Source organism: Pleomorphochaeta naphthae, assembly GCF_055396005.1.
The window spans coordinates 1587750-1612519 of record NZ_AP042457.1; the positions used below are offsets into that span (position 1 = coordinate 1587750).

22 protein-coding genes are annotated in these 24770 nt (G+C 29.9%); 10 read left to right on the top strand and 12 right to left on the bottom strand.

Annotation, left to right across the window (positions count from 1 at the left end):
- Nucleotides 1-9: 9 nt before the first annotated feature.
- The 4 genes from ACZ5SO_RS07220 (at nucleotide 10) to ACZ5SO_RS07235 (ending at nucleotide 3248) form a co-directional block, all read left to right on the top strand.
- On the top strand, nucleotides 10-891 hold the full coding sequence (locus tag ACZ5SO_RS07220) for a class II fructose-bisphosphate aldolase (RefSeq protein ID WP_464627697.1): 882 nt from the start codon (nucleotides 10-12) through the stop codon (nucleotides 889-891).
- Nucleotides 884-1912 (top strand): carbohydrate kinase family protein, encoded by a 1029-nt coding sequence (locus ACZ5SO_RS07225; RefSeq protein WP_464627698.1) that lies wholly within the window; start codon nucleotides 884-886, stop codon nucleotides 1910-1912. The genes ACZ5SO_RS07220 and ACZ5SO_RS07225 overlap by 8 nt, the downstream gene beginning before the upstream one ends.
- A complete protein-coding gene (locus ACZ5SO_RS07230) occupies nucleotides 1893-2570 on the top strand; it encodes a D-lyxose/D-mannose family sugar isomerase (RefSeq protein WP_464627699.1) in 678 nt (225 codons plus the stop codon). Before ACZ5SO_RS07225 ends, ACZ5SO_RS07230 begins: the two co-directional genes overlap by 20 nt.
- Nucleotides 2571-2768: 198 nt before the next feature.
- Nucleotides 2769-3248, top strand: coding sequence for a flavodoxin family protein (locus ACZ5SO_RS07235; RefSeq protein ID WP_464627700.1), 480 nt, complete (start codon nucleotides 2769-2771; stop codon nucleotides 3246-3248).
- A 95-nt stretch (nucleotides 3249-3343) separates the two neighbouring features.
- On the opposite strand, the gene lsrF is transcribed toward ACZ5SO_RS07235, so the two are convergent.
- The 5 genes from lsrF to ACZ5SO_RS07260 form a co-directional block, all read right to left on the bottom strand.
- Nucleotides 3344-4222 carry a 3-hydroxy-5-phosphonooxypentane-2,4-dione thiolase gene (gene lsrF, locus ACZ5SO_RS07240; RefSeq protein WP_464627701.1) on the bottom strand — a complete coding sequence of 293 codons (879 nt, stop codon included), beginning with the start codon at nucleotides 4220-4222 and terminating at the stop codon, nucleotides 3344-3346.
- Between the two features lie 77 nt (nucleotides 4223-4299).
- Entirely contained in the window at nucleotides 4300-5376 is a 1077-nt protein-coding gene (locus ACZ5SO_RS07245; RefSeq protein WP_464627702.1) for a substrate-binding domain-containing protein, read from the bottom strand.
- A 16-nt stretch (nucleotides 5377-5392) separates the two neighbouring features.
- Nucleotides 5393-6418, bottom strand: a complete 1026-nt coding sequence (locus ACZ5SO_RS07250) for an ABC transporter permease (protein ID WP_464627703.1) — start codon at nucleotides 6416-6418, stop codon at nucleotides 5393-5395.
- Nucleotides 6411-7418 (bottom strand): ABC transporter permease, encoded by a 1008-nt coding sequence (locus ACZ5SO_RS07255; RefSeq protein WP_464627704.1) that lies wholly within the window; start codon nucleotides 7416-7418, stop codon nucleotides 6411-6413. The genes ACZ5SO_RS07250 and ACZ5SO_RS07255 overlap by 8 nt, the downstream gene beginning before the upstream one ends.
- Entirely contained in the window at nucleotides 7408-8916 is a 1509-nt protein-coding gene (locus ACZ5SO_RS07260; protein WP_464627705.1) for a sugar ABC transporter ATP-binding protein, read from the bottom strand. The genes ACZ5SO_RS07255 and ACZ5SO_RS07260 overlap by 11 nt, the downstream gene beginning before the upstream one ends.
- A 249-nt stretch (nucleotides 8917-9165) precedes the next feature.
- Between ACZ5SO_RS07260 and ACZ5SO_RS07265 the strand changes: the two genes are divergently transcribed.
- The 4 genes from ACZ5SO_RS07265 (at nucleotide 9166) to ACZ5SO_RS07280 (ending at nucleotide 13515) form a co-directional block, all read left to right on the top strand.
- A complete protein-coding gene (locus ACZ5SO_RS07265; protein ID WP_464627706.1) occupies nucleotides 9166-10086 on the top strand; it encodes a sugar-binding transcriptional regulator in 921 nt (306 codons plus the stop codon).
- Nucleotides 10087-10098: 12 nt separating this feature from the next.
- Nucleotides 10099-11664 carry an autoinducer-2 kinase gene (gene lsrK, locus ACZ5SO_RS07270; protein WP_464627707.1) on the top strand — a complete coding sequence of 522 codons (1566 nt, stop codon included), beginning with the start codon at nucleotides 10099-10101 and terminating at the stop codon, nucleotides 11662-11664.
- 10 nt (nucleotides 11665-11674) lie between these two features.
- Complete coding sequence (locus ACZ5SO_RS07275) at nucleotides 11675-12025, top strand: cupin domain-containing protein (protein WP_464627708.1); 351 nt, start codon at nucleotides 11675-11677, stop codon at nucleotides 12023-12025.
- 242 nt (nucleotides 12026-12267) lie between these two features.
- On the top strand, nucleotides 12268-13515 hold the full coding sequence (locus tag ACZ5SO_RS07280; protein WP_464627709.1) for an AAA family ATPase: 1248 nt from the start codon (nucleotides 12268-12270) through the stop codon (nucleotides 13513-13515).
- On the opposite strand, the gene ACZ5SO_RS07285 is transcribed toward ACZ5SO_RS07280, so the two are convergent.
- Nucleotides 13446-13682 (bottom strand): hypothetical protein, encoded by a 237-nt coding sequence (locus tag ACZ5SO_RS07285; RefSeq protein WP_464627710.1) that lies wholly within the window; start codon nucleotides 13680-13682, stop codon nucleotides 13446-13448. The genes ACZ5SO_RS07280 and ACZ5SO_RS07285 overlap by 70 nt on opposite strands.
- A 197-nt stretch (nucleotides 13683-13879) precedes the next feature.
- Between ACZ5SO_RS07285 and ACZ5SO_RS07290 the strand changes: the two genes are divergently transcribed.
- Complete coding sequence (locus tag ACZ5SO_RS07290; protein ID WP_464627711.1) at nucleotides 13880-14395, top strand: cysteine hydrolase family protein; 516 nt, start codon at nucleotides 13880-13882, stop codon at nucleotides 14393-14395.
- Between the two features lie 195 nt (nucleotides 14396-14590).
- Complete coding sequence (locus ACZ5SO_RS07295; RefSeq protein WP_464627712.1) at nucleotides 14591-16213, top strand: formate--tetrahydrofolate ligase; 1623 nt, start codon at nucleotides 14591-14593, stop codon at nucleotides 16211-16213.
- 46 nt (nucleotides 16214-16259) lie between these two features.
- Here ACZ5SO_RS07295 and ACZ5SO_RS07300 read toward each other — a convergent pair whose 3' ends face one another.
- The 6 genes from ACZ5SO_RS07300 to ACZ5SO_RS07325 form a co-directional block, all read right to left on the bottom strand.
- Complete coding sequence (locus tag ACZ5SO_RS07300; RefSeq protein WP_464627713.1) at nucleotides 16260-18353, bottom strand: beta-glucosidase; 2094 nt, start codon at nucleotides 18351-18353, stop codon at nucleotides 16260-16262.
- Nucleotides 18354-18546: 193 nt separating this feature from the next.
- Nucleotides 18547-19581 (bottom strand): hypothetical protein, encoded by a 1035-nt coding sequence (locus ACZ5SO_RS07305; protein ID WP_464627714.1) that lies wholly within the window; start codon nucleotides 19579-19581, stop codon nucleotides 18547-18549.
- A 137-nt stretch (nucleotides 19582-19718) separates the two neighbouring features.
- Entirely contained in the window at nucleotides 19719-20783 is a 1065-nt protein-coding gene (locus tag ACZ5SO_RS07310; RefSeq protein WP_464627715.1) for a hypothetical protein, read from the bottom strand.
- A 73-nt stretch (nucleotides 20784-20856) separates the two neighbouring features.
- Nucleotides 20857-22050: a hypothetical protein gene (locus ACZ5SO_RS07315; protein WP_464627716.1), complete on the bottom strand. Its 1194-nt coding sequence runs from the start codon at nucleotides 22048-22050 to the stop codon at nucleotides 20857-20859.
- A gap of 333 nt (nucleotides 22051-22383) precedes the next feature.
- Nucleotides 22384-23535 carry a hypothetical protein gene (locus tag ACZ5SO_RS07320; RefSeq protein WP_464627717.1) on the bottom strand — a complete coding sequence of 384 codons (1152 nt, stop codon included), beginning with the start codon at nucleotides 23533-23535 and terminating at the stop codon, nucleotides 22384-22386.
- A gap of 171 nt (nucleotides 23536-23706) precedes the next feature.
- Complete coding sequence (locus ACZ5SO_RS07325; protein WP_464627718.1) at nucleotides 23707-24753, bottom strand: NAD(P)-dependent alcohol dehydrogenase; 1047 nt, start codon at nucleotides 24751-24753, stop codon at nucleotides 23707-23709.
- Nucleotides 24754-24770: the final 17 nt, after the last annotated feature.

The window sequence follows — 24770 nt, forward strand, 5'->3', positions numbered from 1 at the left end:
ACGTATAAAATGTTAGTTAATTTAAAAAATGTAATGGACTTTGCGAACGAAAACAAAGTAGCAATAGGAGCTTTTAATGTTCCAAATTTCGAAAGTGCACAAGCTATAATAGAAGCTGCAGAAGAAAAAAATATGCCAGTTATCATGAATTATGCTGGGGTACATGAACCTTTGATGAAAATTGAAGAAGCAGCTCTAATAATGTTGCATTTTGCAAAAAAATCTTCAGTACCAGTTTGTGTACACTTAGACCATGGCAGTAGTTTTGAAGCTTGTATAAAGGCTATTAGACTTGGCTTTACTTCAGTAATGATTGATGCTTCTGCTTCATCTTTTGAGGAAAACGTAAAAGAAACTCAAGCAGTTGTAAGAGCCGCACATAGCGTTGGAGTTAGTGTAGAAGCTGAACTAGGACATATTTTTGCTTCAGAAATTGGTCTTGGTGAAGGTGGTGTTAGTGAAAGTGCAAAAAACTATGCTGATCTCAATGATATTTACACAAGCCCTAAATTGGCAAAAGAATTTGTTGAGAGAACAGGTGTTGATGCCTTAGCAATAGCTTTTGGAACCTCACATGGATTATACAAAGAAAAACCTGTTTTAGATTTAGATAGAATAAAACTAATTAAAGAAGCTATTGATATACCTTTTGTAATGCATGGAGGTTCAGGTCTTTCAAAAGAAGAATTCCAAACTGCAATTAAAAATGGTATTAGAAAAATCAACTACTATACTTACATGACATTATATGGAGGTAAGGCAGTATACAATCATTTAGCAGCTAAGAGTGAAGATGATAATATCTTCTTCCACGACATTCCAGTAATTGCCAAAAACGCAATGAAAGAAGATGTAAAGAGAGCAATTGGAGTATTTAGTTTTAATGAATAAATCGATTATTGTAGTAGGCCCTGTTATTTTAGATAAGCACTACTTCATTAATAAATATCCTACAGAAAGTAGTTTAGCAACTATAAGTGATACTAGTGCCTCCATTGGAGGCTCTGGTAACTTAATTCTCGATTTAGCAAAGTTAGATAAGAATATAAAAATAGTTGTCAATAGTGTAATAGGATGCGATGAAGGTGCAACACTTATAAAAGAAGAATTTAGTAAATATTCTAATATAGATATGAGTAATACAAAAGTACTTGAGAAAACCCCAACCACTCATGTAATGGATTCTTTATCGACTAAGCAAAGAACATTTTTCTTTGATGCAGCCTCAAATAAAGATTTCGATATCGATTGTATTAATCTCGATAATTTGGAAGGAGGTATCCTTCAAGTAGAATACATAGGTTTAATTGGAAAACTTATGGATGAAGATTCTGAATTTGGATCAAAAATAGCTAAACTTCTTTATCTTGCCCAACAAAAAGGTATAAAAACCTCTATTGATATGGTTTCAAAAAATGACGAAAAAACTATACAAGTTGCAAGAAGTGCTCTAAAATACAGTGATTATTGTACTGTGAATGAATTAGAAGCCCAAAGCATTAGTGGAATTCAACTTAAAGATGAAGATGATAATATCATTGAAGAAAATGTTATTACTGCCCTTGATAAGATAAAAAGCTTTGGAGTAACAAATTGGGTTGTTATACATTCTAAGTTATTTAATTACGGATTAGATTGTAAAACAAATAAAATATATAAGGCAGAATCCTTAGATGTCCCAAAAAGTTATATAAAAGGCACAACAGGTGCAGGTGATGCATTTCTTTCTGGAATTATAATTTCAATTTATAGAGGTTATGATTTAGAAAAAGCTCTAAAAGTTGCAGTATCTACAGCTATTTGTTCATTAGCTGAAGTTGATGGGACCTCTGCCATGAAAAGTTATGACGAAGTCATGAAATTATTTGATATATATTCAAAAGGATGTACTTATGAAGAGATCAGAAATTAATAATGTTATCAAAAAATTTGAAGCCTTATTAGAAGAATATAAATTTAGTATTCCCCCCTTTTGTAACTGGAGTTATGAAGAGTGGAAAGAAAAAAATCACGAGTATGATGAAATTCGAGATAATCAACTCGGATGGGACATAACAGATTTCGGCTTAAATAACTTTTATGAACTTGGATTTTCGCTAATTACTCTTAGAAATGGAAATCAGAAAGATAAGAGATATGAAAAGCCATATGCAGAAAAATTGTTAATGCTATTTGAAAATCAAAAAGCACCTATGCACTACCACGCATATAAATGTGAAGATATTATAAATCGTGGTGGTGGCACACTAATTATTTCTGTATATAATGCTGAAAAAGATGGATCATTATCAAAAAACGATGTAACTATAAACACAGATGGAAGAAGTTACAAAGCTCCTGCAGGAACTAAAGTGTATTTAAACCCTGGAGAGAGCATCACAATTTGGCCTTATCAATATCATGATTTTGATGCGAAAGGTGGTGATGTATTAATTGGTGAAGTTTCTATGTGTAATGATGATGTAAATGATAACTTCTTCTACAAGCAGATGGGACGATTCCCAGAAATAGAAGAAGATGAAAAACCTTACAGACTTCTTTGCACTGAATATCCTAGATATAATAAATAGTGAACTTGATAAGAACTAATAGTCAATAAAGCTTTTGAATGATCAAAAGCTTTTTTTGATTTAAGATTTTTATATAAAATCATAAAACATCTCAAGATTAATTTCTAATAAATAATAAAGTGCGATATAATAATAAAAGACTGCTTAGTGGCATAACCAATAATTATTACATTTATCATACAAATATGGAGGATAATTATGAATAAAACTCTAATATTATATTATTCATTAGAAGGAAGTACAGAAAAAATAGCTAATCATTTAGCAAAAGAACTCAACTTTGACATTGAGAAAATAACGCCAAAAAAAGAAATAAAAGCAAAAGGTTTTACAAAATATTTAATTGGAGGTTATCAATCTAGTTTTAAAAGAAAACCTAAATTAAACCCTATAAAACATGATATAGATAAGTATGAAACAATTATTATTGGTTCACCAATTTGGGCTGGAACCTTAGCATCACCAACATATTCTCTTCTAGAAGGAAATCTCATAAATTCCAAAAACATTGCCTTATTTTACACACATAAAGGTGGAGATAAAAAAGCTAAGAAACGAATTGAAAAGTCAGTTATGAAAAAGAATAAACTTATTTCACTTTCTTCATTTATAAACGTTAGTGAAGATTTAGAGAAACAAAAAGAGAAAGCACTAAAGTGGGCAAAAACCATAAAATAAATATTCCTAACTACCCTATTTTAACTCATATAAAAAGCTGCTGTATTTCAATAAATAATTGAAATTATACAGCAGCAATATTTAAAGTAATTTTTTTAATTAATAAGATCTAAGAAGAACTCATATGCTTCTTTATCATTAAAGCCTTCGTGAACAATTTTTCCAATTGCTTGAGCCATTTCTGCTGGGTATTTACTTTGGAAAATATTTCTTCCCATATCTAAGCCTTTAGCACCTCTTGAAATTGAATTATAAGCTAATTCAAGAGCTTCTTTTTCAGGAAGTTTTTTACCACCAGCTACTACAATTGGTGCAGGACAAGCAGCTACAACTTCTTCAAAATCATCACAATAGTAAGTTTTAATTATATTAGCACCCATTTCTGCAACAATTCTTGTAGCCAATTTAAAATATTTTGCAGTTCTCTCTAATTGTTTACCAACGGCTATTACCCCAAGTGTTGGAATACTATATCTAAGTCCAGCATTAATGGTCTTTGATAAATTATCAATACTAGATAATTGTCCATCGCCACCAATAAAAGTTTGTACAGCTAAACAATCAGCATTCATTCTTATAGCATCTTCAATATTTACTGCAACAACCTCATGACTTAAATCTTCATTCAACATTGAAGAGCCTGAACTAACTCTCAAAGCTATTGAATTACCACTATCAGGTCTAACTGAAGATCTAATTGCTCCACGGGTACCCATTAAAACATCTATATATGGACTAAGTTTTGGTATCAATAAATCTAATCTTTCAAGACCTGAAACAGATCCCATAAAATACCCATGATCGAAGGCAAACATAACAGTATTACCACTTTTTGGATTGAAAATTTTAGAAAGATGTTTCTTCATACCCCAATCTAAATTTCCAGCACCTTTTACATGAAAATTACCATCACAAGCAAAAGGTATATCAACATGATAATCATGTGCAATTTTAAAACCATCTAAATCTGCCATTTTTTTATTCTCCTATATATAAAGCTATATGCCAAAAATTTGGCATATAGAATTTGTAAATCTACATTGATTGTATGTTAGAAATTATAGTTGTCCATGTTTTCTAATGTAAATACAGCTCTTTCAGGAAGTAATACAACACCAGAATCATCAGCAGTATAAGCATTAGGATCTAAAACAGTATTTGGTTCAACTTTAACTTCACCAATAGTTGGAACATCAATTACATCCCCAACTTTAATATCATTACCTAAAGCACCATAATAAGCTAAGTAACAAGCAATTCCGCCTTGGATTTTAACATCCCATAAACCCCATCTTTGAATTACATTAGCTCTACAATAATCTTTGATAGCATTAGGAGTTGCGAAACCAGTTATAGTAACATCGTTTTTATCTAGGCCAAGATTTTGTGCAGCTTGACATTGACCTGGTAATGCAGTTGAGTCATTACATATAATTAAATCAATATCTGAGTGTGCAGTTAAAACAGCTTCACCAACTGTAATAGCTTTTTCTGCATCTTGATCACTATAATAGTTATCTGGAGCAACATTTACCCAATTTGGATATTGTTTTCTAATATATTCTTCTCCAGCTACTCTCCAAGAATTTTGGTCTGTTACAGTTGCTTGAGAATAATGCCATGCATATTTTACAGTGTCGGTTTCAGGGTTTACCCCTCTTTCTTTTAGAGAATCAACACCCATTTCTACTAACATCTCTCCCAAAATTTTGGGTGTACCTTGAGATACCATCATCTCTCTAGCATCAGCACTAACATCACTATCCCATGTCATTACAGTCATGCCTGCATCTTTTGCCATCTTTAGAGCATCATCTAAACCTGTAGCATCAACTGAAGATACAACAATACCATCTGCCCCCTGCTGGATAGCATTGTTTATAATAGTGACTTGGTTAGCAACAGATGCTTCTGGGCTACCGTCATATTTTACAGTGAATCCAACTTTTTCTGCTAATTCTTGTGCTCCATCATTAGCAACTTCGAAAAAAGCGTTACCACTAATTTTTGGAATAAAAACAATTACTTTTTCATCTTTACTTGATGATGATTTCTCTTCAGATCCTGAAGCAAAAATAAATGAAGTACTAACTAGAATAGATAGTAATAAAATCAATAGCTTTTTCATAATAAGCCTCCTAAGTTTATTTTGTGGTAGCCGCTACACTACCTTTTTTGAATTTTAATTTAAGTTTTCTAAATACACCTTGTTCAGATAAACCTCTCAAAGAAACAGCAACTACAAGTAAAATTCCAACAGGTATATCAGTATATTGTGTATTTACCCCTGCCATAGATAAGCCAAATCTCATAATTCCAATTGCGATAGCAGAAAAAGCAGTACCAATAATGGTTCCCTTTCCTCCTGTAATAGAAGTACCTCCTAATACAACAGCTGTGATAATTGGAAGAGTTAACTCTTTACCAAAGTCAGCTTTTGCAGTACCTAAATATGAAGTTAAAATAATTCCAGCAATTGCTGCGCCGAACCCTGACAAAGCATAACTGCTCATAATAATTAACCTATGGTTGATTCCTGAATATTTTGCAGCCTCCTTATTAATACCTACTAAATAGATATATCTCCCATATTTTGTGTAATGAAGTAATATGAATGCAAAAATAATTAAAACTAACAATATAAAAATCTGGGAAGGAATCACATTAAATAATCTAAATTTACTAAAACTAGTAAAGCTTTTTGGGAAGCCACTAATACCTTTGTAAGCTTCTACTTTAGCAAGTTTTGTTATTGAAACTGCTAAGCCAGAATATAAAAAGGATCCACCTAAAGTAACAACCATGGGTTGTACTCCTGTATAGGCAACAAAAAATCCACTTAATAATCCACAAAGGATTCCAATAATAATAGCTACAACACTAGCAACCCAAATATTTAATCCTACTTGCTGCCAAAAAACTCCTATTATAATCGAAGTTAAGCCAACAATTGAGCCTGCTTGAATATCCATTCCACCAGTAATTAATACAAAAGTTACAAAAAGTGAAATAACGCAAATAGACATAAAGTCATTTACCGATCCCAGTAAGACTCTCAATCTTAAAAATCTAGGATTTATAGTACCAAAAATAACTATTTCTAAAAGAATTAATGCAATTAAAAAGGTTTCCCATCTAAATATTTTTTTGTTATTAGTTAGACTATTCATTTGATGCCCCTCCATTCGATGTTTTAGCTAATAATCTTGTACGTCTAGTTTTTTCGGTATTATATTTTTGGATCAAAGCATCAACTACGACGATAGTAATTAATAAAATACCAGTAATCGTTCCATCATAATCTGATGAAAATTTAAGGAATACCAAAATCCTACCAACAGAAGACATGATAATTGCTCCAAGAGAAGCTCCAATTAAGGTACCAACACCGCCTGAAAGACTTACGCCACCTAAAACACAGGCTGCAATTGCTTTCATTTCATATCCCATACCAGCAGTAGGAGTAACAAAGCCAATTCTACTAACATAAACAAGGCCAGCTAAAGAAGCAAACACAGAAGAGAGAACAAAAGCAGAAATCTTAGTTTTCTTTACAGGAATACCAATTAAAAAAGATCCAGCAATATTATCACCTACAGCATAATAATATTTTCCTTCTTTAGTTCTTCTAATTAAAATTGTTCCAATAATAGCTATCAAGATTGCTACAATATAAAAATTGGAAATACCTAAAGTAGTAGCTTGACTTAAACTTTTATATTCAAAAGGAAGGTTTTCAACCCATTTTCCATCTGTATAAACATAAATAAGCCCTCTTACTATTCCATTTGTTCCTAATGTAATAATGATTGATGGTATACCTAAATACATAAGACCAAATCCATTGAAATATCCACAAGCTATTCCAATCAAAATACTAGCACCTACAGCTAAAACCCAAGGTTGTCCATCTCTTATCATAGTCGCACTCACAGCAGCAGAAAGTCCCATTACAGCACCTACAGATACATCAATTTCACCTGTAATAATTGGAAAAGCAATACCAACTGATAAAAGTGTGAATACAACACTTGAATTAATAGTCAATAAAAGATTACTTGGTTTTAGAAAATCAGGATTTACTAGACCAACTAATAAAAACAATCCTACGACAAACAAAAAAGAAGTTACACTTCTCATTTTCAAAATGGTTCTAACATTAGTTTTCATCAGTACTATCCACCCCAAATGAAGCTTTCATCAATGAATCCCCATTGATTTCTTCCTTACTAAATACTTTATTAACTCTTCCTTGAAAAATTGTTATAGCTCTATCACTTAATTCCACAATTTCTTCCATATCGGAACTAATTAACATTATTGCAACTCCAGTTTTCTTTAAATAACTTATAATCTTATAAACGTCCCCACGAGCACCTGCATCAATACCTCTAGTAGGCTCATCTAATATTAATAATTTTGGATTAGTTGAAAGTCCTCTACCAATAATTACCTTTTGCTGATTTCCACCTGAAAGAGAACTCATCAACTGTTCTTGACTTGTAACTTTAACTCTGAAATTTTTTATATATTTTTCAGCAATTTTTTCTTCATCATTGATATGGGTAAAAATTGAAGGACGTCCTTTTATATATGCAGATGTTAAATTATTTCGAACACTAGTTATGCCAAAAATACCATTTTGGAACCTATCTTCTGGAATATAATTAATACCAGCTTGAATAACTTTAGCAGTAGGCAAACTTGTTACATCTTTACCTTCTAAATAAGCCTTTCCTTTTCTGACTTTATCTAGTCCAAAAATAGTTGTAGCAAGTTCTGTTCTACCAGCTCCAACAACACCGGCAACACCTAAAATTTCACCAGGATAAATTTCTAGATCAATATCTTCAAAGCCATACCCACTAAACTTATCGAGCTTAAAGACAGGGTCTTTATCATAATCAACTTCTACTAAGTCACCCTCATCACAAGAAGTTGTACAATTTTCTTTATTTTCAGGTAGTAAACCTTCTACTAACATTTCATGAGTAAAGTTTTCAACCTTTCCATTAACAGTAATTACTCCATCTCTCATAATAGCAACATCAGTTGCTATTTCAAAAACTTCATTTAATCTATGAGTAATATATATTAATCCTATACCTTTAGCTTTTAAGTCTTTTATAATTTTAAATAAAGAATTAACCTCATCAAAAGTTAAAGCACTTGTTGGCTCATCTAATATTAAAATATTAGCTTCTCTTAAAAGTCCTCTTAAAATTTCAACTAGTTGTTGTTCAGCTATTGTCAAAGTTTGAGCTTCACGCTCTAAATCAAGATTCCAACCTAAAGATTTAATTAAATTCTCTAATTTTTGAATCAATTCATTTTTATTTTTATTTATACCAATTAAGACATTTTCTTTAAGACTCATATTAGGAAATAACATTGGCTCTTGTGGAACTAAATAGATGCTATTATTGAGAGATTCTGATGGGTTTGAAAAAGTAATTTGACGGTTATTAACAAATATCTGTCCTGAATCTGGTTTATAAATACTCATTATTATTTTAACAAGAGTACTTTTACCAGCTCCATTACCACCAATCAATGCAAGACATTCCCCTTGGTTCAATTTTAAATTTATTCCTTTTAAAACACTATTACCAATAAATGATTTCTTAATATCGACTATTTCTAATAACGAATAATCTTTATTTTTCATTTTTTCTCCTGTTTTGTTCATTTGTTTAGTTAGTGTAACTTTGTTATACAAGATAAGCATATCCCCAATAATTCGATTTGTCAAATTTTTTTTCACATCATTTTAATATGTATGTAATTTGTTGTTATAAATATATATATTCCTATTTATTCACTTTTATTTAATATTTTTTTTAATCTTGCAAACATAAATCTTTTATGATAATATTATCAATATACTAAATAATGTTCACAAACTGGGGAGCAATTAATGAATTATGAAGACGAACTTATTTCTAAAATAGCTTGGTTATATTATATCGACAAACTAAAACAACAAACTATCGCTGACAAACTTGGAATATCACGAATGAGAGTTGTGAGAATGCTAGATAAAGCACAACAGGAAAATATAATCCAATTTAAAATTAGAAGAGACTTACAGAATAAAATATCAATAGAACAAGATCTTATAAAAAAATATAAGTTACAGGATGCTATGGTTGTTCCAACTTCTACTAGTTATAAAATTGAAGATATAAACACAAATGTAGCAACAGCTGCATCAATGTATTTAGATGCAAGGCTAGATGATATAAATATATTAAATATTGGATATGGGGACACTCCAATTAAAACTATTAACAAACTTACTAATTTAAGTGATAAAGTAATTAACTTTGTTACACTAACTGGAGGAGTAAGCTTATATCTATTAGACCAATATACTTTAATGAAAAATGTTAATTTCTATCTAATTCCGGCCCCCTTAATTGCTTCTACCAATGAAATGGTTCAAGCTCTTCAAAAAGAAAAATCTGTTATTGAAATTGCTAAAATGAATAGCAATGCTTCTTACACTATTGTTGGAATAGGGGGAATGAATGACGAAGCAACTATTATAAACAATGGAATTATAAACAAGAATGAATTTAACCTTCTCAAAATGAAAGGATCTGTAGGCGATATCCTAAGTCATTTTTTAGACAAAGATGGTAATATAATCTCTTGTGAATTATATGAGAACTTAATCAGTATTTCGATGGATGAGTTTAAAAAACTAAAAAATGTAATAGGAGTTGCTGCTGGAAAAGCTAAAAGGGAGGCAATAAGAGCCGCTTTAAGAGGTGGTTACATTAATATTCTTATTACAGATCAAGAAACTGCTGAATGGTTAAATTTAAATGTTTAATAGGAGGTAATCTTGAATAATGACATCTATTTATTAGCTATTGACGCTGGTACAGGGTCAGTTAGAGCGGTCATTTTTGACACATTAGGAAATCAAATCGAATGTGTTTCTAAAGAATGGGAACATTTAAATGATCCTAGATATCCTGGAAGCATGAACTTTGACTGGGATAAAAACTGGAAATTGACCACAAGTTCTATCAAAGAAGTTATAGAGAAATCTAAAATTGATAGCTCTAAAATTAAAGCAATATCAACAACTTGCATGAGGGAAGCAATAGTTCTTTACAATAAAGAAGGCAAAGAAATTTGGGCTTGTGCTAATGTTGATGCAAGAAGTGACGATGAAGTTAAACAACTTAAGGAAAATAAAAACTTAGAAGCGGAACTTTATAAGGAAACAGGGGAAACCTTTCCATTAAGTGCTATTCCAAGATTATTATGGGTTAAAAATAATGAACCCGAAATTTATAAAAACATCGCCCACATCGGAATGATTAACGATTGGATAATATATAAAATGAGTGGTGTCCTTAAAGTAGATCCTAGCAATGGTTCAACTTCAGGTTTTTTCAATCTTAAAAGTAGAAGCTGGGATAAAACTATTGCTCAAAGATGCAACTTACGTGATGATATATTCCCGAAGGTTTCAGAATGCGGTCATATAGTTGCTAAAGTTAATCAAGAAACAGCCAACCTAACCTCTTTGAAAAAAGATACCCCTATTGTAACTGGTGGTGGAGATGCTCAATTAGGTTCAATTGGAGTTGGTGTTGTTGAGAGTGATCAAGCTGCTATTTTTGGTGGAAGCTTTTGGCAATATGAATATAATACAGACGATCCAATTGTATCTGAAAAAAGCCCAGTAAGAGTTAACTGTCATTCAATTCCAAATGTTTGGCAATATGAAGCTCTAGCTTTTATTCCAGGTCTTATTATGAGATGGTATAGAGATGCTTTTTGTGAATTGGATGTAAAACTAGCTAAAGAGAAAAATATAGATTTCTATTACATGATGGATCAAAAAGCAAAAGATATTCCTGCCGGTTCTAATGGCATGATGTGCACTTTTAGCAATATCATGAACTTTTTATCTTGGAAACATGCTGCCCCTTCTTTTACTAATTTTGCTATAGATGCTAAGAATTTTAACAAATATACTTTTTATCGTGCGATTTTAGAAAACACAGCATTTATAACATATGGGCATGTTCAACTAATTAAAGAAACAACTAAAAAAGACATAAATAGCGTAATATTTGCGGGTGGAGCATCAAAAAGCCCATTATGGTCGCAAATCTTATGTGATGTTTTAGGCATCCCATTATCAGTTCCTGTTGTAAAAGAAGCAACTGCATTAGGAAGTGCAATACTTGCAGGTGTTGGAATTGGAATTTATAAAGATGTTGTTGAAGCATCGAAAAAAATAGTAAAGATTGAAAAAACGTATATACCAAATATGGATAATCACAAGGTATATATGAATTTATATGAAAAATGGCTAAAAGTTTATGAAAATCAACTCAAACTTAGTGATGCAAATATCGAAAGATATATGTGGAAAGCCCCAGGAGTATAGGAGACAAATAATGTATATAATTGACGAAAAAGACAAAGAATATCGTTTCGGAAACAGTGGCCCTAAATATTTAATGAAGGGACCAAGAGCAAATTTCGCTATTGTTCAATTTCAAGCTGGTGAAGATTTCGCAGCTCATTATCATGATATAATGGAAGAAAATTTTTATATTGAAGAAGGAGAAGTTGATATAATTGTAGATAATAAATTATACCATCTTACAAAAGGACAATTTATTCACATTGAACCAAAAGAGGTTCATTATGTTAAAAACAATTCTGACAAACCTGTTAGAATGATTTCTGTTTTAGCGCCTTACCAAATTCAGGATAAAACAACAGTAGAAAATCCTCAATTATAATTTTTAAAACTATAATATAAAAGGTTGATTCTCTTCAAAAATGAAGATTATCAACCTTTTTTTATCTACCCCATATCTTGTCCTAAAAGACTAATAATTAAAATAGATAGATTTAAAATAGCTTTTTACAAACAAGAAATTTAACAGAATTAATGTTTTGACATTTGACTTTTTAGAAAAATATTATATAATTTCAATAAATTAAAACATTTTATTGTTTTAGTTTATAAGGAGAGTATCATATGATATGTAGATATGAGTTCAAAAATTACAAATCTTTTAAAGAATTTAGTATTTTAGATTTACTTGCCCCTGCAAATAAAGTTAAAAATAGATTTTTAAATAATTTTAATAAAACCGAATATGGTTTAGATATTTTAAAAACCGCTGTAATAGTAGGTGAAAATGCGGGAGGAAAAACAAATTTAATTGGCAGTCTTAACTTTCTAAAATCTTTATTCAAAACAAATGATAAAGTTGGATCCTTTAAAAATCTAACTAATATAAATAACATCTGTTCTGACAACCCTGAAGAATGTAATACAACACAAGAATTTTCATTAGATATTTTAATTAACAATAAGTTATACTTTTATGTTTTACAAATTGATTACCTAGGAATTATATTTGAAAGCTTATCATTAAAAACAACATTATATGGGAAAAAACAAGAAATTTTTATAGTATCACGAGAACAAAATACAAAAGATAAAAAATTGTCTAAATATGTTCTTAAAGCTAAATTAAAACCTAATATAATCAAGGCCTTTAACACTATAGTGAAATCTTCTGAGTCTATTGGCCTTTTCATAAATAAATTTGCACTTTTAGGAGATAAACATAGCTTAAATTTTGTAAATTATATAAATAATAATCTTTATGCTGAAAAAATTTTTATTAATTACAACTACTATAAAGATTTAAAAAAAGAAGAAGATGATATAAGAATCTTAAAAGAAAAAAAGTTTTTAGAAATATTAAAAATGGTTGATTCTTCTATTGTTGGTATAAAAATTAATGAGGAACACCCATTTTTTAAAACAGAAATAAAGCGTAAAAAAATCGATGGCTCAATATTCTCTAAGGAGTTGAGCGAGGACTCAAGTGGTGTAATGGAATATTTTGCTTGGGCTGTTCAAATCTATAGAGTTGTTTATGAAAACAAAACAGTATTTGCTGACGAAATGGATAGAGTGTTGAATCCGGTACTTTCTGATAAAATTATTTCTTTTATTAATGGAAAAGAACATAATGGACAATTTATATTCACTACACACAATGTACTCCATTTGGATTTAAAAAAATATATGAAAGAGCAAATTTACTTTGTTACAAAAAATCCTGATACCCTTAATTCTGAACTTTATAGCTTAGCTGACTTCCCTGAAGTAAGATATGAAACAACAAAAATTCATGAGTTTTATATGAAAGGCATTTTAGGAGGAACATCTCCTTGCAAAAGTGCAGAAGGATTTAATTCTGCCATTTGAATATTCTGATTTTTTGTCTGTGAATTTTGCATAAATAAAGTGCTTTTAGCAATTTTCAATGAGGTAGAAATTTTACCACAACACCTAACGCTTTTTACTAGAATTGCCCCTCTTGCTTCTAATTCTTCTTTTAATAAAGTATCTGCAACACTTTGATAGTAAGCCAAAGTATACTCTCCTAATCCATTGGTAGTACTTATTACCAAGTTTGGCAAGTTTTTATTACCGAGTTTGGCAAATTTTCATTACTGAGTTTGGCAAAATTATTTCAATATAAAACTCATAAATTAATAATTATAGACATTTTTATCACTAAAAGTTATTTTATACTAAGAAAGATTATTTATTAGGAGCGTTATTGATTATGAAAGTTTTATTAGTTATTGATATGCAAAATGATTTTATTGATGGTGCTCTTGGAACAGATCAAGCAGTTAACATTGTAGATAAAGTTGTAGATAGAGTAAAAAATTTTGATGGGAAAGTATTTTTTACTAGGGACACTCATCAAAATAACTATATGGAAACAGAAGAAGGTAAGCATCTTCCTATTATTCATTGCATTGAAAATACAAAAGGTTGGCAAATAACTGACAAACTCCTTCCATATGTAAATGAACCTATATTTAACAAAGAAACCTTTGGTAGTACAAAACTAGTAGAATATCTTAAAGATTTAAATCAACAAGAAAAAATTGAAAGTATAACCCTAGTTGGCTTGTGCACAGATATTTGTGTTATTTCAAATGCTATGCTAGTCAAAGCTTACTTCCCTAATATCCCTATATACGTTGAAGAGAACTCATGTGCCGGTGTAAATCCTGAAAGTCACAAAAGGGCAATTGAAGCTATGAAAATGTGCCATATAGATATTATTTAACTAGTTATTTCATACCATGTTGCAATAATTAATCATCATTGCAACATATAATAAATTATGCAACAAATAAATGAATAATATATACTATTCTGTTGCAAAAAGACAAAATTTATTAAAATACCCCTTTGAATAATTGCAAACTCTCATGATATATTAAAACAAATCATATATCCAAAGCCTTTGAGGAGGTAATCTATGGATCTTTCACCAATTGGCGAGATTGCAAAAAGTATAGGTATTGAAGACGAATATATTCAACCTTATGGTAAATATAAAGCAAAAATTGAACCATCAATTAATAATAAATTAGCAAACAAAAAAAATGGCAAGCTTGTCCTTGTAACATCCATAACTCCAACAAAGGCTGGCGAAGGCAAAACAACAACTGCTATTGCTCTATCTGAAGGCATGGGGAAGATAAATCAAAAAGCAATTCTTTGTTTAAGAGAACCCTCTCTTGGACCTGTTTTTGGTCTTAAAGGTGGTGCAACAGGTGGAGGATTAGCCTCTATTGCACCAAAAGACGATATAAACCTTCATTTCACAGGAGATATCCATGCTCTAACCTCCTCAATTAATTTAATTGCTGCAGTTTTAGATAATTCTATCTATCAAGGAAATCCACTTAATATCAATCCTGAAAGCGTTGTATGGACACGCGCCATAGATATGAACGATAGAGTCCTTAGAAACATAAAAATAGGAATAGGCAAATATAATGGTATTGAAAGAAATGATCATTTTGTAATAACTGTAGCTTCAGAATTAATGGCCATATTATGTTTAGCAAATAATTCAAAAGATTTTCATCAAAGATTAAAAAAAATAATTGTAGCTTACACTTATGATGAGACTCCAGTTACTGTAGCAGATTTAAAAGTTTCAAATGCAGTTATGAAATTAATGAAAGAAGCTTTAAAGCCTAATCTTGTACAAACGTTAGAGCACACCCCTGTTTTTGTACATGGTGGACCTTTTGCTAATATAGCACATGGATGCAATTCACTTATTGCAACTAAACTTGCTATGAAATTATCCCCAATTACTATAACAGAAGCAGGATTTGGTGCTGATTTAGGAGCTGAAAAGTTTTTAGATATCGCTTGTAGAGAAGGAGAAATCACGCCATCAGCTGCAGTGGTTGTAGCTACAGTCAAAGCTCTAAAAATGCACGGTGGTGTACAATATAAAGATCTTAAAAAAGAAAATGTAAACGCTTTACTTTCAGGTGTTAATAATTTAAAAGCCCATATAGAAAATGTTAAGAAATATAATATTCCAATAGTTGTAGCAATAAACCACTTTGCCCAAGATACCCAAAAAGAAATTGATGCATTAACTACTTGGTGTGAAAATGAAGGTTATACTGTATCTTTTTTAGATGGTTTTTCAAAAGGTGGAGAAGGAACAATTGATTTAGCTAAAAAGGTCATTAACATCTTAAATAATGAACCTTCAAATTATAAACCAATATATAATTTAAATAGTACAATAAAAGAGAAAATTGAAACTATTGCAAAAAACATTTATGGAGCTAAAGACGTTAAATATCTTGAAAAAGCTGAAAATCAAATTAAGAAGTATGAAAAAATGGGATTTGGTAAAGCTTATGTATGTATTGCCAAAACCCCAAATTCACTTTCCGATGATCCAAACATCCTTGGAGTACCAAAGGATTTCACTATTACTGTGAAATCTGTAAATTTATCTGCAGGTGCTAATTTTATTATTCCTTTAACTGGTTCAATAATGACAATGCCAGGGCTTGGAAAAATTCCATCAGCTATAAAAATGGAAGAAGAGACTATAGAATATTAACAATACAAGGAGTTAGACAATATAATCCAACTCCTTAACCGTTACCTTATTCTATTTTAATTTTATCACTCAATTCAATTTTATTGGCACTAGAATTTACTCTAATTTCAAAATTACACTTTTCTAAAACCCAATCATGTTTATCCTTACTATAATATTTAAAATCATCTTCAGTTAATTTGATTGAAATATTTTTCTTTTCTTTTGGCTTTAATTCAATTTTTTCAAAGCCTTTGAGTTCTTCCTCTACTCTAAATACCTTACTATCTAAAGAATGAATAAACACAAACGCAATCTCTTTAGCTTTAATATCTCCAGTATTTTCAATATCAAAACTTACATGTATTTTTTCTTTATCTTTATTGATTAATAGATTCGAATATTTAAATGAAGAATAACTTAATCCATAACCAAAATCAAAAGCCACTTCTTTATTATTAGTTCTAAAATCTCTATACCCTATTAGTAACCCTTCTCTATATTCTATTTTCGAAGGTACTCTGACATTTGGGTTTCCTTGACCTTTATGGATTCTTTTAATTGAAAACTTATTATAATCATTATAATAGTTTTTAACACTTTCCCAGTCAGATAACTTATTTGCAATTGTAAAAGGTAACTTACCACAGGGGCTAACTTTATTGAAAATTATATCAAAAAGAGCATCACTTTCCTTTTCTCCTAAATAATATGAAAGCAATAATGTTGGTTCCTTTTTTATCCAACTTGGGTCGAATGCACCGCCTGAATTAACAATAGTGATTGTATTTTTGTTTAAGTTATTAGCTTCAACTATTGTTTTAACTTCATTTTGATCTATTTCATAATCTCTATCATAACATTCACTCTCATCATAACCATCAAAACCGGTTTTGATTATAACAAGATCAGCGGTTTGAACTTTTTCTCTTGTTTTCTTGTTTTTCAACCATTTTCTGCCAAAACTTTCAACTTCAAATCCTTCATTTTTTAATTTTGACTCAAAACTTATCATCTCTACTTTTGGAATTATTTGAGAAGATCCACCTCCTGATGGAATAATATTTCTGTTCTTTCCGAGTAAAACTACTTTTTTAATTTTAGCTTTATTCAATGGAAGAAGTTTATTATCATTTTTTAATAAAGTTATAGATTCAAGGGCAATATCATAAGCAACTTTTTGACTCTCCTTACTATGTAATTCAATAGTTGAATCATTTATATTTCTATTTAAAACTCCAGCTTTTTTTAAAACAGTCAAAATATTTCTAACCTTTTTATCGATATCTGCTTCACTTATTTCATTATTAGCTAGAGCTTTTTTGACTTTGTCTCTTGAAAACCAAACTCCTTTTGGCATTTCTAAATCTATCCCGTGCTTTATAGCATTTACTGTTGAATAAACACTTGTCCAATCGGATATAACAAAGCCTTTAAATCCCCATTTTTTTCTTAGAACTTCTTCAATCAAATATTCATTTTCACTAGCATAAGTACCATTAACTAAATTATAGCTAGTCATAACAGATAGAGTCCCACTGTCAACAGCTTTTTTAAATGCAGGTAAATAAATTTCATGGAGAACTCTCTCATCTACAATACTATCTGCTTTATGTCTATCATAATCACTATTATTACAAGCAAAATGCTTTACAGTAGTAATTACCCCAACTTTATTAGCAGCTTTTATATAAAATTTAGCCATCTCACCAGATAAATAAGGATCTTCGCCAAAATACTCAAAATTTCTTCCACAAGTTGGAACTCTAGCAATATTTACACCTGGAGCTAACAAAATTGAGGCTCCAACAGCCCTTGTTTCTTTGCAAATAGCTTCACTAGTTTTACCAACTAATTTTCTATTAAAAGTTGCAGCCATTGCTATGGGAGAAGGGAAAACTGTAACTTTTTCATCCCAACCTCTAACTCCAGCTGTAGCATCAGTTGTCCACACTTCACTTAAATTTAACTTATCATTTCCTCTTATACAAAAATCATTTACTCCTGAAATATAATCAATCTTTTCATCTAAACTCATTTTAGATATCAAATCTTTAATACTATAGTCACATTCTAAAGATTCTTTTTTAATTCCTTTTTTTAGAGTCATGTATTTTTTAATCATAAATTTTTGGAAACACTCTTTCTTTTTTCTATCCATGGGGAACCTCAACTTTAAATATTATAAAAAACTGAAAAGTCTCTTTCCATTATATTACCATTTATCTGTAGATAACAAACTTAAAATTTCAAATCATAAATATTTTACAACAAAAAATCACTCTATAATCTAATTTAATAAATTACAGAGTGATAATTAAATATAATATTAAAGTTAATTAAAGAATAATATTTTAAGGATTAAACCTTAACCCAAATCCTAATAATTCAGTATGCAAGAAATAGAAATTATTAAAAGGAGACCTTCCATTATGATATGAGATTTCTAAAGAAAGAGAATTACCAATCTCTTGTGCTATTCTAACATCATGTTCTAATTCCCAAGGTGCATCTTCTTTGAAATCAACATCTCCACCAGTTACATGATTATAAATAACTTTTCCTTCTTCATACATATGAAGATCATAACCAATGGTGGTCTTACCTAGGTTCTTAAATATATTTGCACTTAATTCAATTCCAACATTTGCTATTCTTGCATTATAATCATCACTATACTGATTATTACTATCATACCAACTTGGTCTAAATACATTAGGATGAAGGACCTCTATATCTCTACCTGGAAAACTTATTTCCCCATAAACTCTAAAAAATGAAGTTGGTTCAATTGATAAACCTATTACATAAGGATTCATCCTAATGTATTTATAAGATAGACTAAAGTCATCTAAAGTTTCATATTTTTTATCCACAAGTTTATATATAGCCTCTCCATAATGGGAACAATAGTGATTTTGACCAATTCTCATTGAAAGAACATCTCCTATTCTAAATGTTCCGCCAAAGAAATAAATTCCATCGTACCCTATACCATAGTTAAAAGCATTTGTATAAAAAGATTGAAGCACGCCTTGAAATGAAAAATCAAAAGCGATTGGGCTTAAAAAACTATCAAAAGTGAAAGTACTTCTAGCAATAGATAAGGTTTCCCCTACCTTAATTAAGGTTTGAGCACCAGTTTCAGTAAAATCACCTCCAAATTCAAAAACTTTCATTTCCCCATCAGAATCTTGGAGAACTCTATCTGGAATACCATCTAAATAAAACTGAGTTGTAATACTCATATCAGGTCTTGTTCTATCTGCAAAATATTCTTTGTGAATTGGATCCAAAGATATCATATCAAAATCATATTCATAAGTTGAATATAATGGTGATAACCCCATTAAACATAAAAGTAGACAAATTAATATTTGCTTTTTCAAATAAAACTCCTTTTTAAATATTAATTATAATTATTGCTCATTTTTTAAATTTAAGTGAACTTTAAAGTGTGTAATTTTCTATTGAAATAAATTTTGTTAATATACTTAAAAATTTTAAGATAAACTACATTTTTTACTTAACTTTTATCTGTATTGATAAGGGTGAATGTATTTTTTGGATTTACTCTAAATCCAAAACTTAAATAAGATGTTTGTAAATAATAAAAATTATTAAATGGAGATCTTCCTTTATGATATGAGAGTTCTATGGAAACTGTTTCATTCAAATCTTGGGCTATCTTAACATTATGTTCTAATTCCCAAGTACCGTCTTCATTAAAGGTAACAACAGATCCATCGATTATATCATATTCAATCAAACCTTCTTCATACATATGAAGATCATATCCGATAGTAGTCTTACCTAAGTTCTTAAAGATTGTACCATTTAATTCAATTCCAACATTAATAATCTTAGCACTATACCAATCTGGATAATCTGAATTATTAGAATTAACATACTTTGGAGCAAACATTATTGGACGAATCGTATCAACATCCTCTGGAATAAAATTATACTCTCCATATAATCTAAGCCAAGATGTTGGTTCAACAGATACTCCTATAACAAAACCGTTCATCCTAATATATTTATAGCCTAAATTTATTTTTGTAAGATCTGTAGAACTTAAAGATTTAAAAATTTCATCTCCATAGTGGGAGCAATAGTGATGATTTCCTATCCTCACTGAAAACATATCTGCTATTCTAGCTGTTACACCATAAAAATAAATACCATCATATCCAATTCCATTATTAAAACTTTCTGTATAGAAAGATTGAATTAGTGCCTGAGCTGATAAATCAAAAGCTATTGGACTTAACCATGAATCAAATGTAAAAGTATTTCTTGCAATAGAAAAGGTTTCTCCTAATTTATATTGCATCATAACCCCTTCAGTAGAAGAGTTGCCTAAATCATAAACTTGAACACTATCACCAGTATCCTGAAGTAGTACTGTAGGATAACCAGAATAATAATTGAGATAATTAACACTCATATCAGCTCTTGCACGATCTGCAAAATATTCTTTATGCAAGGGATCTAAAGAGAAGATATCGAATTGGTAATCAAAATTTGCAGACAAGGTTGTCAAACTTACAAAACATAAAAACAAAGTTGAAAATAACTTTTTTTTCAAAACAAACTCCTTTTATGACTATATTAGTCAAAATTATAGCTACAAATTAATTGTAGCTATAAAATAATATCAATTACTTACTTGAATCATAAACATTTACGGTATAATCGGGATTATATCTTAATCCAACAGTTAAAGTTGATGTTTTTTGGAAAAAGAAACTATTCATAACAGATCTTCCATTATGATAAGCAATTTCTAAAGAAATATTTTTATCTAATTCTTGAGCTATTTTAACATTATGTTCTAATTCCCAAGGAGCATCCTCATCGAAAAAATAATTTGAAGCAAAATGATAAGATGAATATTCATCATTTTCATCTTCTTCATAATACTCAAAATCTTCATCATCTTCTTCAATTGTGTATTGAATTTTACCTTCTTCATACATATGAAGATCATATCCGATAGTTGTTTTGCCTAAATTTTTAAATAAATTAAATGAATGCTCAAAACCAATACTAATGATTCTAGCCTTATATGAATCTGGATAATCTGGATTTATTACAACACCATTTCTTGTTATCCAATTTGGAGCAAACATATCAGGCCTTAGACTATTAATATCTTGGGGAGGTATATTGTACTCTCCATAAATTCTAAAGTTTGGTGTTAAATCGAGTGAAAGTCCTACAACAAATCCGTTCATTCTTACATATTTATAGGTGAATCCAAAATCAAAAAAATCATCACCAAATCCATCATCAAAATTAGCTCTAATTCTCTTTAAAGTAGCATCTCCATAATGAGAGCAATAATGGTGAAGACCAACTCTCATTGAAAAAACTGGACCGACTCTTAATGTAGTTCCTAGAAAATATATTCCATCATAGCTTACAGTATCATCAAATGACCCTCTATAGAAATTTTGTAAAAGAGCTTGCATTGAAATATCAAAAGATATAGGACTAAGCCAATGATCAAATATAAAGGTACTTCTACCTATGGCCATTGTATCTCCAATTTTAAGAGCTACAAATTTATTTTCAGGTTGAATTAAGTCATCAAATAAAAATACCTTAGTGTATTTATTTTCTTCCCAGTCCTCTTCATTAACATTTACATGAGTATCTTGTAAAACTCTATCAGGATACCCATCAAAATAAGTAATTTGACTTAAACTAAAATCAGGTCTTGCCCTATCAGCAAAATATTCTTTATAAATTGGTTCAAAAGAAAAAGCATCAAATTTATAATCAAAAGTAGCAAATAATGATGTTAGGCAAAAAATAGAAAACGACAAAATAATAAATAATTTTCTTTTCATAATAGTGACCTCAAATTATAGTGCAATGAAAAAAATTATAAAAAAATCTACTATTTACGTCAATTGTTTTTTTAGATTATACGTTAGGTTTAAAATATTTCTTACTCAGATATTTTACATATATTTCACAACTCGAGTAATTATAAACAAATTTACTAAACTCTCAATCATATAATAACAAACCAAACAATTTTACTTATGACCTTTCTCTCTCATAATAAACCCTTATTTGAGCACCATATAAAATATCAATAAGTTAACATTAAAGACAGTTTAAACCACCTCATATTTCGATATTTTAAATTAACAAATATTTACAATTATATCTAAGCTTTATTCAGTATCAAATAATGTTACTGTTGATTTAGGATTAACTCTAGCTCCAACTCCAAATATCTCAGTATGTTGGAAAAAGAAGTTATTAAAAGGAGAGCGACCATTATGATATGTAAATTCTAAAGATACTGTATCATTTAATTCTTGAGAGATTCTAATATTATGTTCAACTTCCCAAGGGGCATCTTTATCAAAATATATATTGCTATCTTCAGCATCACTTACTTCGCTATCAGTTCCATCAGATGCTCCATTTTCAAAATGATTATAAATCACTTTTCCCTCTTCATACATATGAAGATCATAACCAATTGTAGTTTTACCTAATTTCTTAAAAAAGTGATGGCTATATTCAAAACCGACATTTACAATTCTTGCATTGTACCAATCAGGATAATCATTTATTTGTATACCATTTCTAGTTACCCAATTTGGAGCAAACATATCTGGTCTAATACTTTGTATGTCTCTTGGTGGATAATTTAATTCACCATAAAGTCTAAAATTAGAAGTTGGTTCTATTGAAAAACCTAATACAAAAGCATCCATTCTAATATATTTATAAGTTAACCAAAAATAATCTCTATTACTAATATCAGCTGTTTTAGAAATACCTTTTAAAATAGCATCACCATAATGTGAACAATAATGATGATTTCCTATCCTCATAGAAAAAACATCCCCTATTCTAAAAGTTCCTCCAAAAAAATAAATACCATCATATCCAATACTATCGTCAAATCCACCTAAGAAGAACTCTTGTAATAAACCTTGCATAGAAAAATCAAAAGAAATAGGGCTAAGCCAATGATCAAATGTAAAAGTACTTCTAGCAAGTGATGCTGTTTCACCAATTTTTAAATGAATCATTTGGTTTAATGGTTCTAAACGACTCATATCAAGTTCCCAATACTTTATTTTATTAGTTGTAGTATTACCATCTACATACTCATCTTGGATAACTCTGTCTGGATATCCTTCTGTATAAAACAAATAATTGATAGAGAGTTCAGGTCTTCTTACATCTGCAAAATATTCTTTGTGTAATGGGTCAAATGAAACTAAATCAAATCTATAATCAAAATTAGCGAAAATAGATGTTAAACCAACTATAGCAAGAAAAAAACAACTAATGAATTTTTTTTTCAACTTTAAAACTCCTAAACAAAGTTTCGATAAAATAATAGCTAATTATATTTTTATAATATTGATACTGTCAACTAACTTAATTAAAAAAACCTCATTCACATACGATGCAAACAAGGTTAGATAAATAAAAATTATATATGGAATAAGAGTTTAGCTAATAAATTAACTTAACTAACTTATTTTGATAACAGATTTTACTATATTTGCTTTATCTTCAACAGATTTATCCATAGCATTTTGGACATCATCGAATTCAAAGATATTTGTTACAACATCACTTGGATTAATTTTACCACTTGCTACAGCTTCAATAGCCTTTGGATAAACATGGCGATATCTGAAAACAGTTTTGATTGTTAACTCTTTATCTAATAAAAGGCTCATTGGCAAAGTCATCTCTCCACTTTTTGAATATCCAACACAAACTAAGGTACTTCCTTTTTTCAAAACATCAATACAAAGTCTAGTTGTTATTTCTGTTCCAGCACTCTCAAATGCTATATCATATCCTTTATTTGAAGTTATTTCATTAAATTTGTCTAAATAATCTTTATCAAGTGAATTAACCACATGAGTTGCACCAAGTTTTTTAGCTTGTTCTAATCTATTAGGTAATATATCAACAACAGTAATATCGTTTAAACCGTAAGTTTTAAGTGCTAGTAGAGTCATTAAACCTATACAACCAGCACCAAAGATTACAGCCTTTTGACCTACTCTAGCTCCCCCTTGATCTGCTGCGTGAAAACCAACAGCTAAAGGTTCTATTAATGCCCCATTCATAGAACTAACATTCTCTGGTAATTTAAAACAAAGATCTGCAGGATGGGTAGTGTATTCACAAAAAACTCCATCAATTGGAGGGGTTGCAAAAAAAACAACATCAGGACAAAGATTATATCGACCAGTCTTACAAAATTCACATTTACCACAAGTAATACCAGGCTCTAAAGCAACACGATCGCCTACCTTTAAATTAGTTACTTCATCCCCTACTTTTTCAACAATACCACTTGCTTCATGACCTAATACAAAAGGTGGTTCAACAACATATTTTCCTATACTACCATGTTCATAATAATGTAAATCAGAGCCACAAACACCTACATATTGTATCTTTACTAAAACTTGATCAGCTTTTGGCTGAGGAACTTTTCTCATCTCATACCCAATTTTACCAATACCTTGCATTATGGCAACTTTCATATCTTCTTTCATCTTTATCCTCTTTTTAA

Coding starts and splice junctions, on each gene's coding strand:
- ACZ5SO_RS07220 (WP_464627697.1), top strand. CDS start 10: ATGTTAGTTAATTTAAAAAATGTAATGGACTTTGCGAACGAAAACAAA.
- ACZ5SO_RS07225 (WP_464627698.1), top strand. CDS start 884: ATGAATAAATCGATTATTGTAGTAGGCCCTGTTATTTTAGATAAGCAC.
- ACZ5SO_RS07230 (WP_464627699.1), top strand. CDS start 1,893: ATGAAGAGATCAGAAATTAATAATGTTATCAAAAAATTTGAAGCCTTA.
- ACZ5SO_RS07235 (WP_464627700.1), top strand. CDS start 2,769: ATGAATAAAACTCTAATATTATATTATTCATTAGAAGGAAGTACAGAA.
- lsrF (WP_464627701.1), bottom strand. CDS start 4,222: ATGGCAGATTTAGATGGTTTTAAAATTGCACATGATTATCATGTTGAT.
- ACZ5SO_RS07245 (WP_464627702.1), bottom strand. CDS start 5,376: ATGAAAAAGCTATTGATTTTATTACTATCTATTCTAGTTAGTACTTCA.
- ACZ5SO_RS07250 (WP_464627703.1), bottom strand. CDS start 6,418: ATGAATAGTCTAACTAATAACAAAAAAATATTTAGATGGGAAACCTTT.
- ACZ5SO_RS07255 (WP_464627704.1), bottom strand. CDS start 7,418: ATGAAAACTAATGTTAGAACCATTTTGAAAATGAGAAGTGTAACTTCT.
- ACZ5SO_RS07260 (WP_464627705.1), bottom strand. CDS start 8,916: ATGAAAAATAAAGATTATTCGTTATTAGAAATAGTCGATATTAAGAAA.
- ACZ5SO_RS07265 (WP_464627706.1), top strand. CDS start 9,166: ATGAATTATGAAGACGAACTTATTTCTAAAATAGCTTGGTTATATTAT.
- ACZ5SO_RS07275 (WP_464627708.1), top strand. CDS start 11,675: ATGTATATAATTGACGAAAAAGACAAAGAATATCGTTTCGGAAACAGT.
- ACZ5SO_RS07280 (WP_464627709.1), top strand. CDS start 12,268: ATGATATGTAGATATGAGTTCAAAAATTACAAATCTTTTAAAGAATTT.
- ACZ5SO_RS07290 (WP_464627711.1), top strand. CDS start 13,880: ATGAAAGTTTTATTAGTTATTGATATGCAAAATGATTTTATTGATGGT.
- ACZ5SO_RS07295 (WP_464627712.1), top strand. CDS start 14,591: ATGGATCTTTCACCAATTGGCGAGATTGCAAAAAGTATAGGTATTGAA.
- ACZ5SO_RS07300 (WP_464627713.1), bottom strand. CDS start 18,353: ATGGATAGAAAAAAGAAAGAGTGTTTCCAAAAATTTATGATTAAAAAA.
- ACZ5SO_RS07315 (WP_464627716.1), bottom strand. CDS start 22,050: ATGAAAAGAAAATTATTTATTATTTTGTCGTTTTCTATTTTTTGCCTA.
- ACZ5SO_RS07325 (WP_464627718.1), bottom strand. CDS start 24,753: ATGAAAGAAGATATGAAAGTTGCCATAATGCAAGGTATTGGTAAAATT.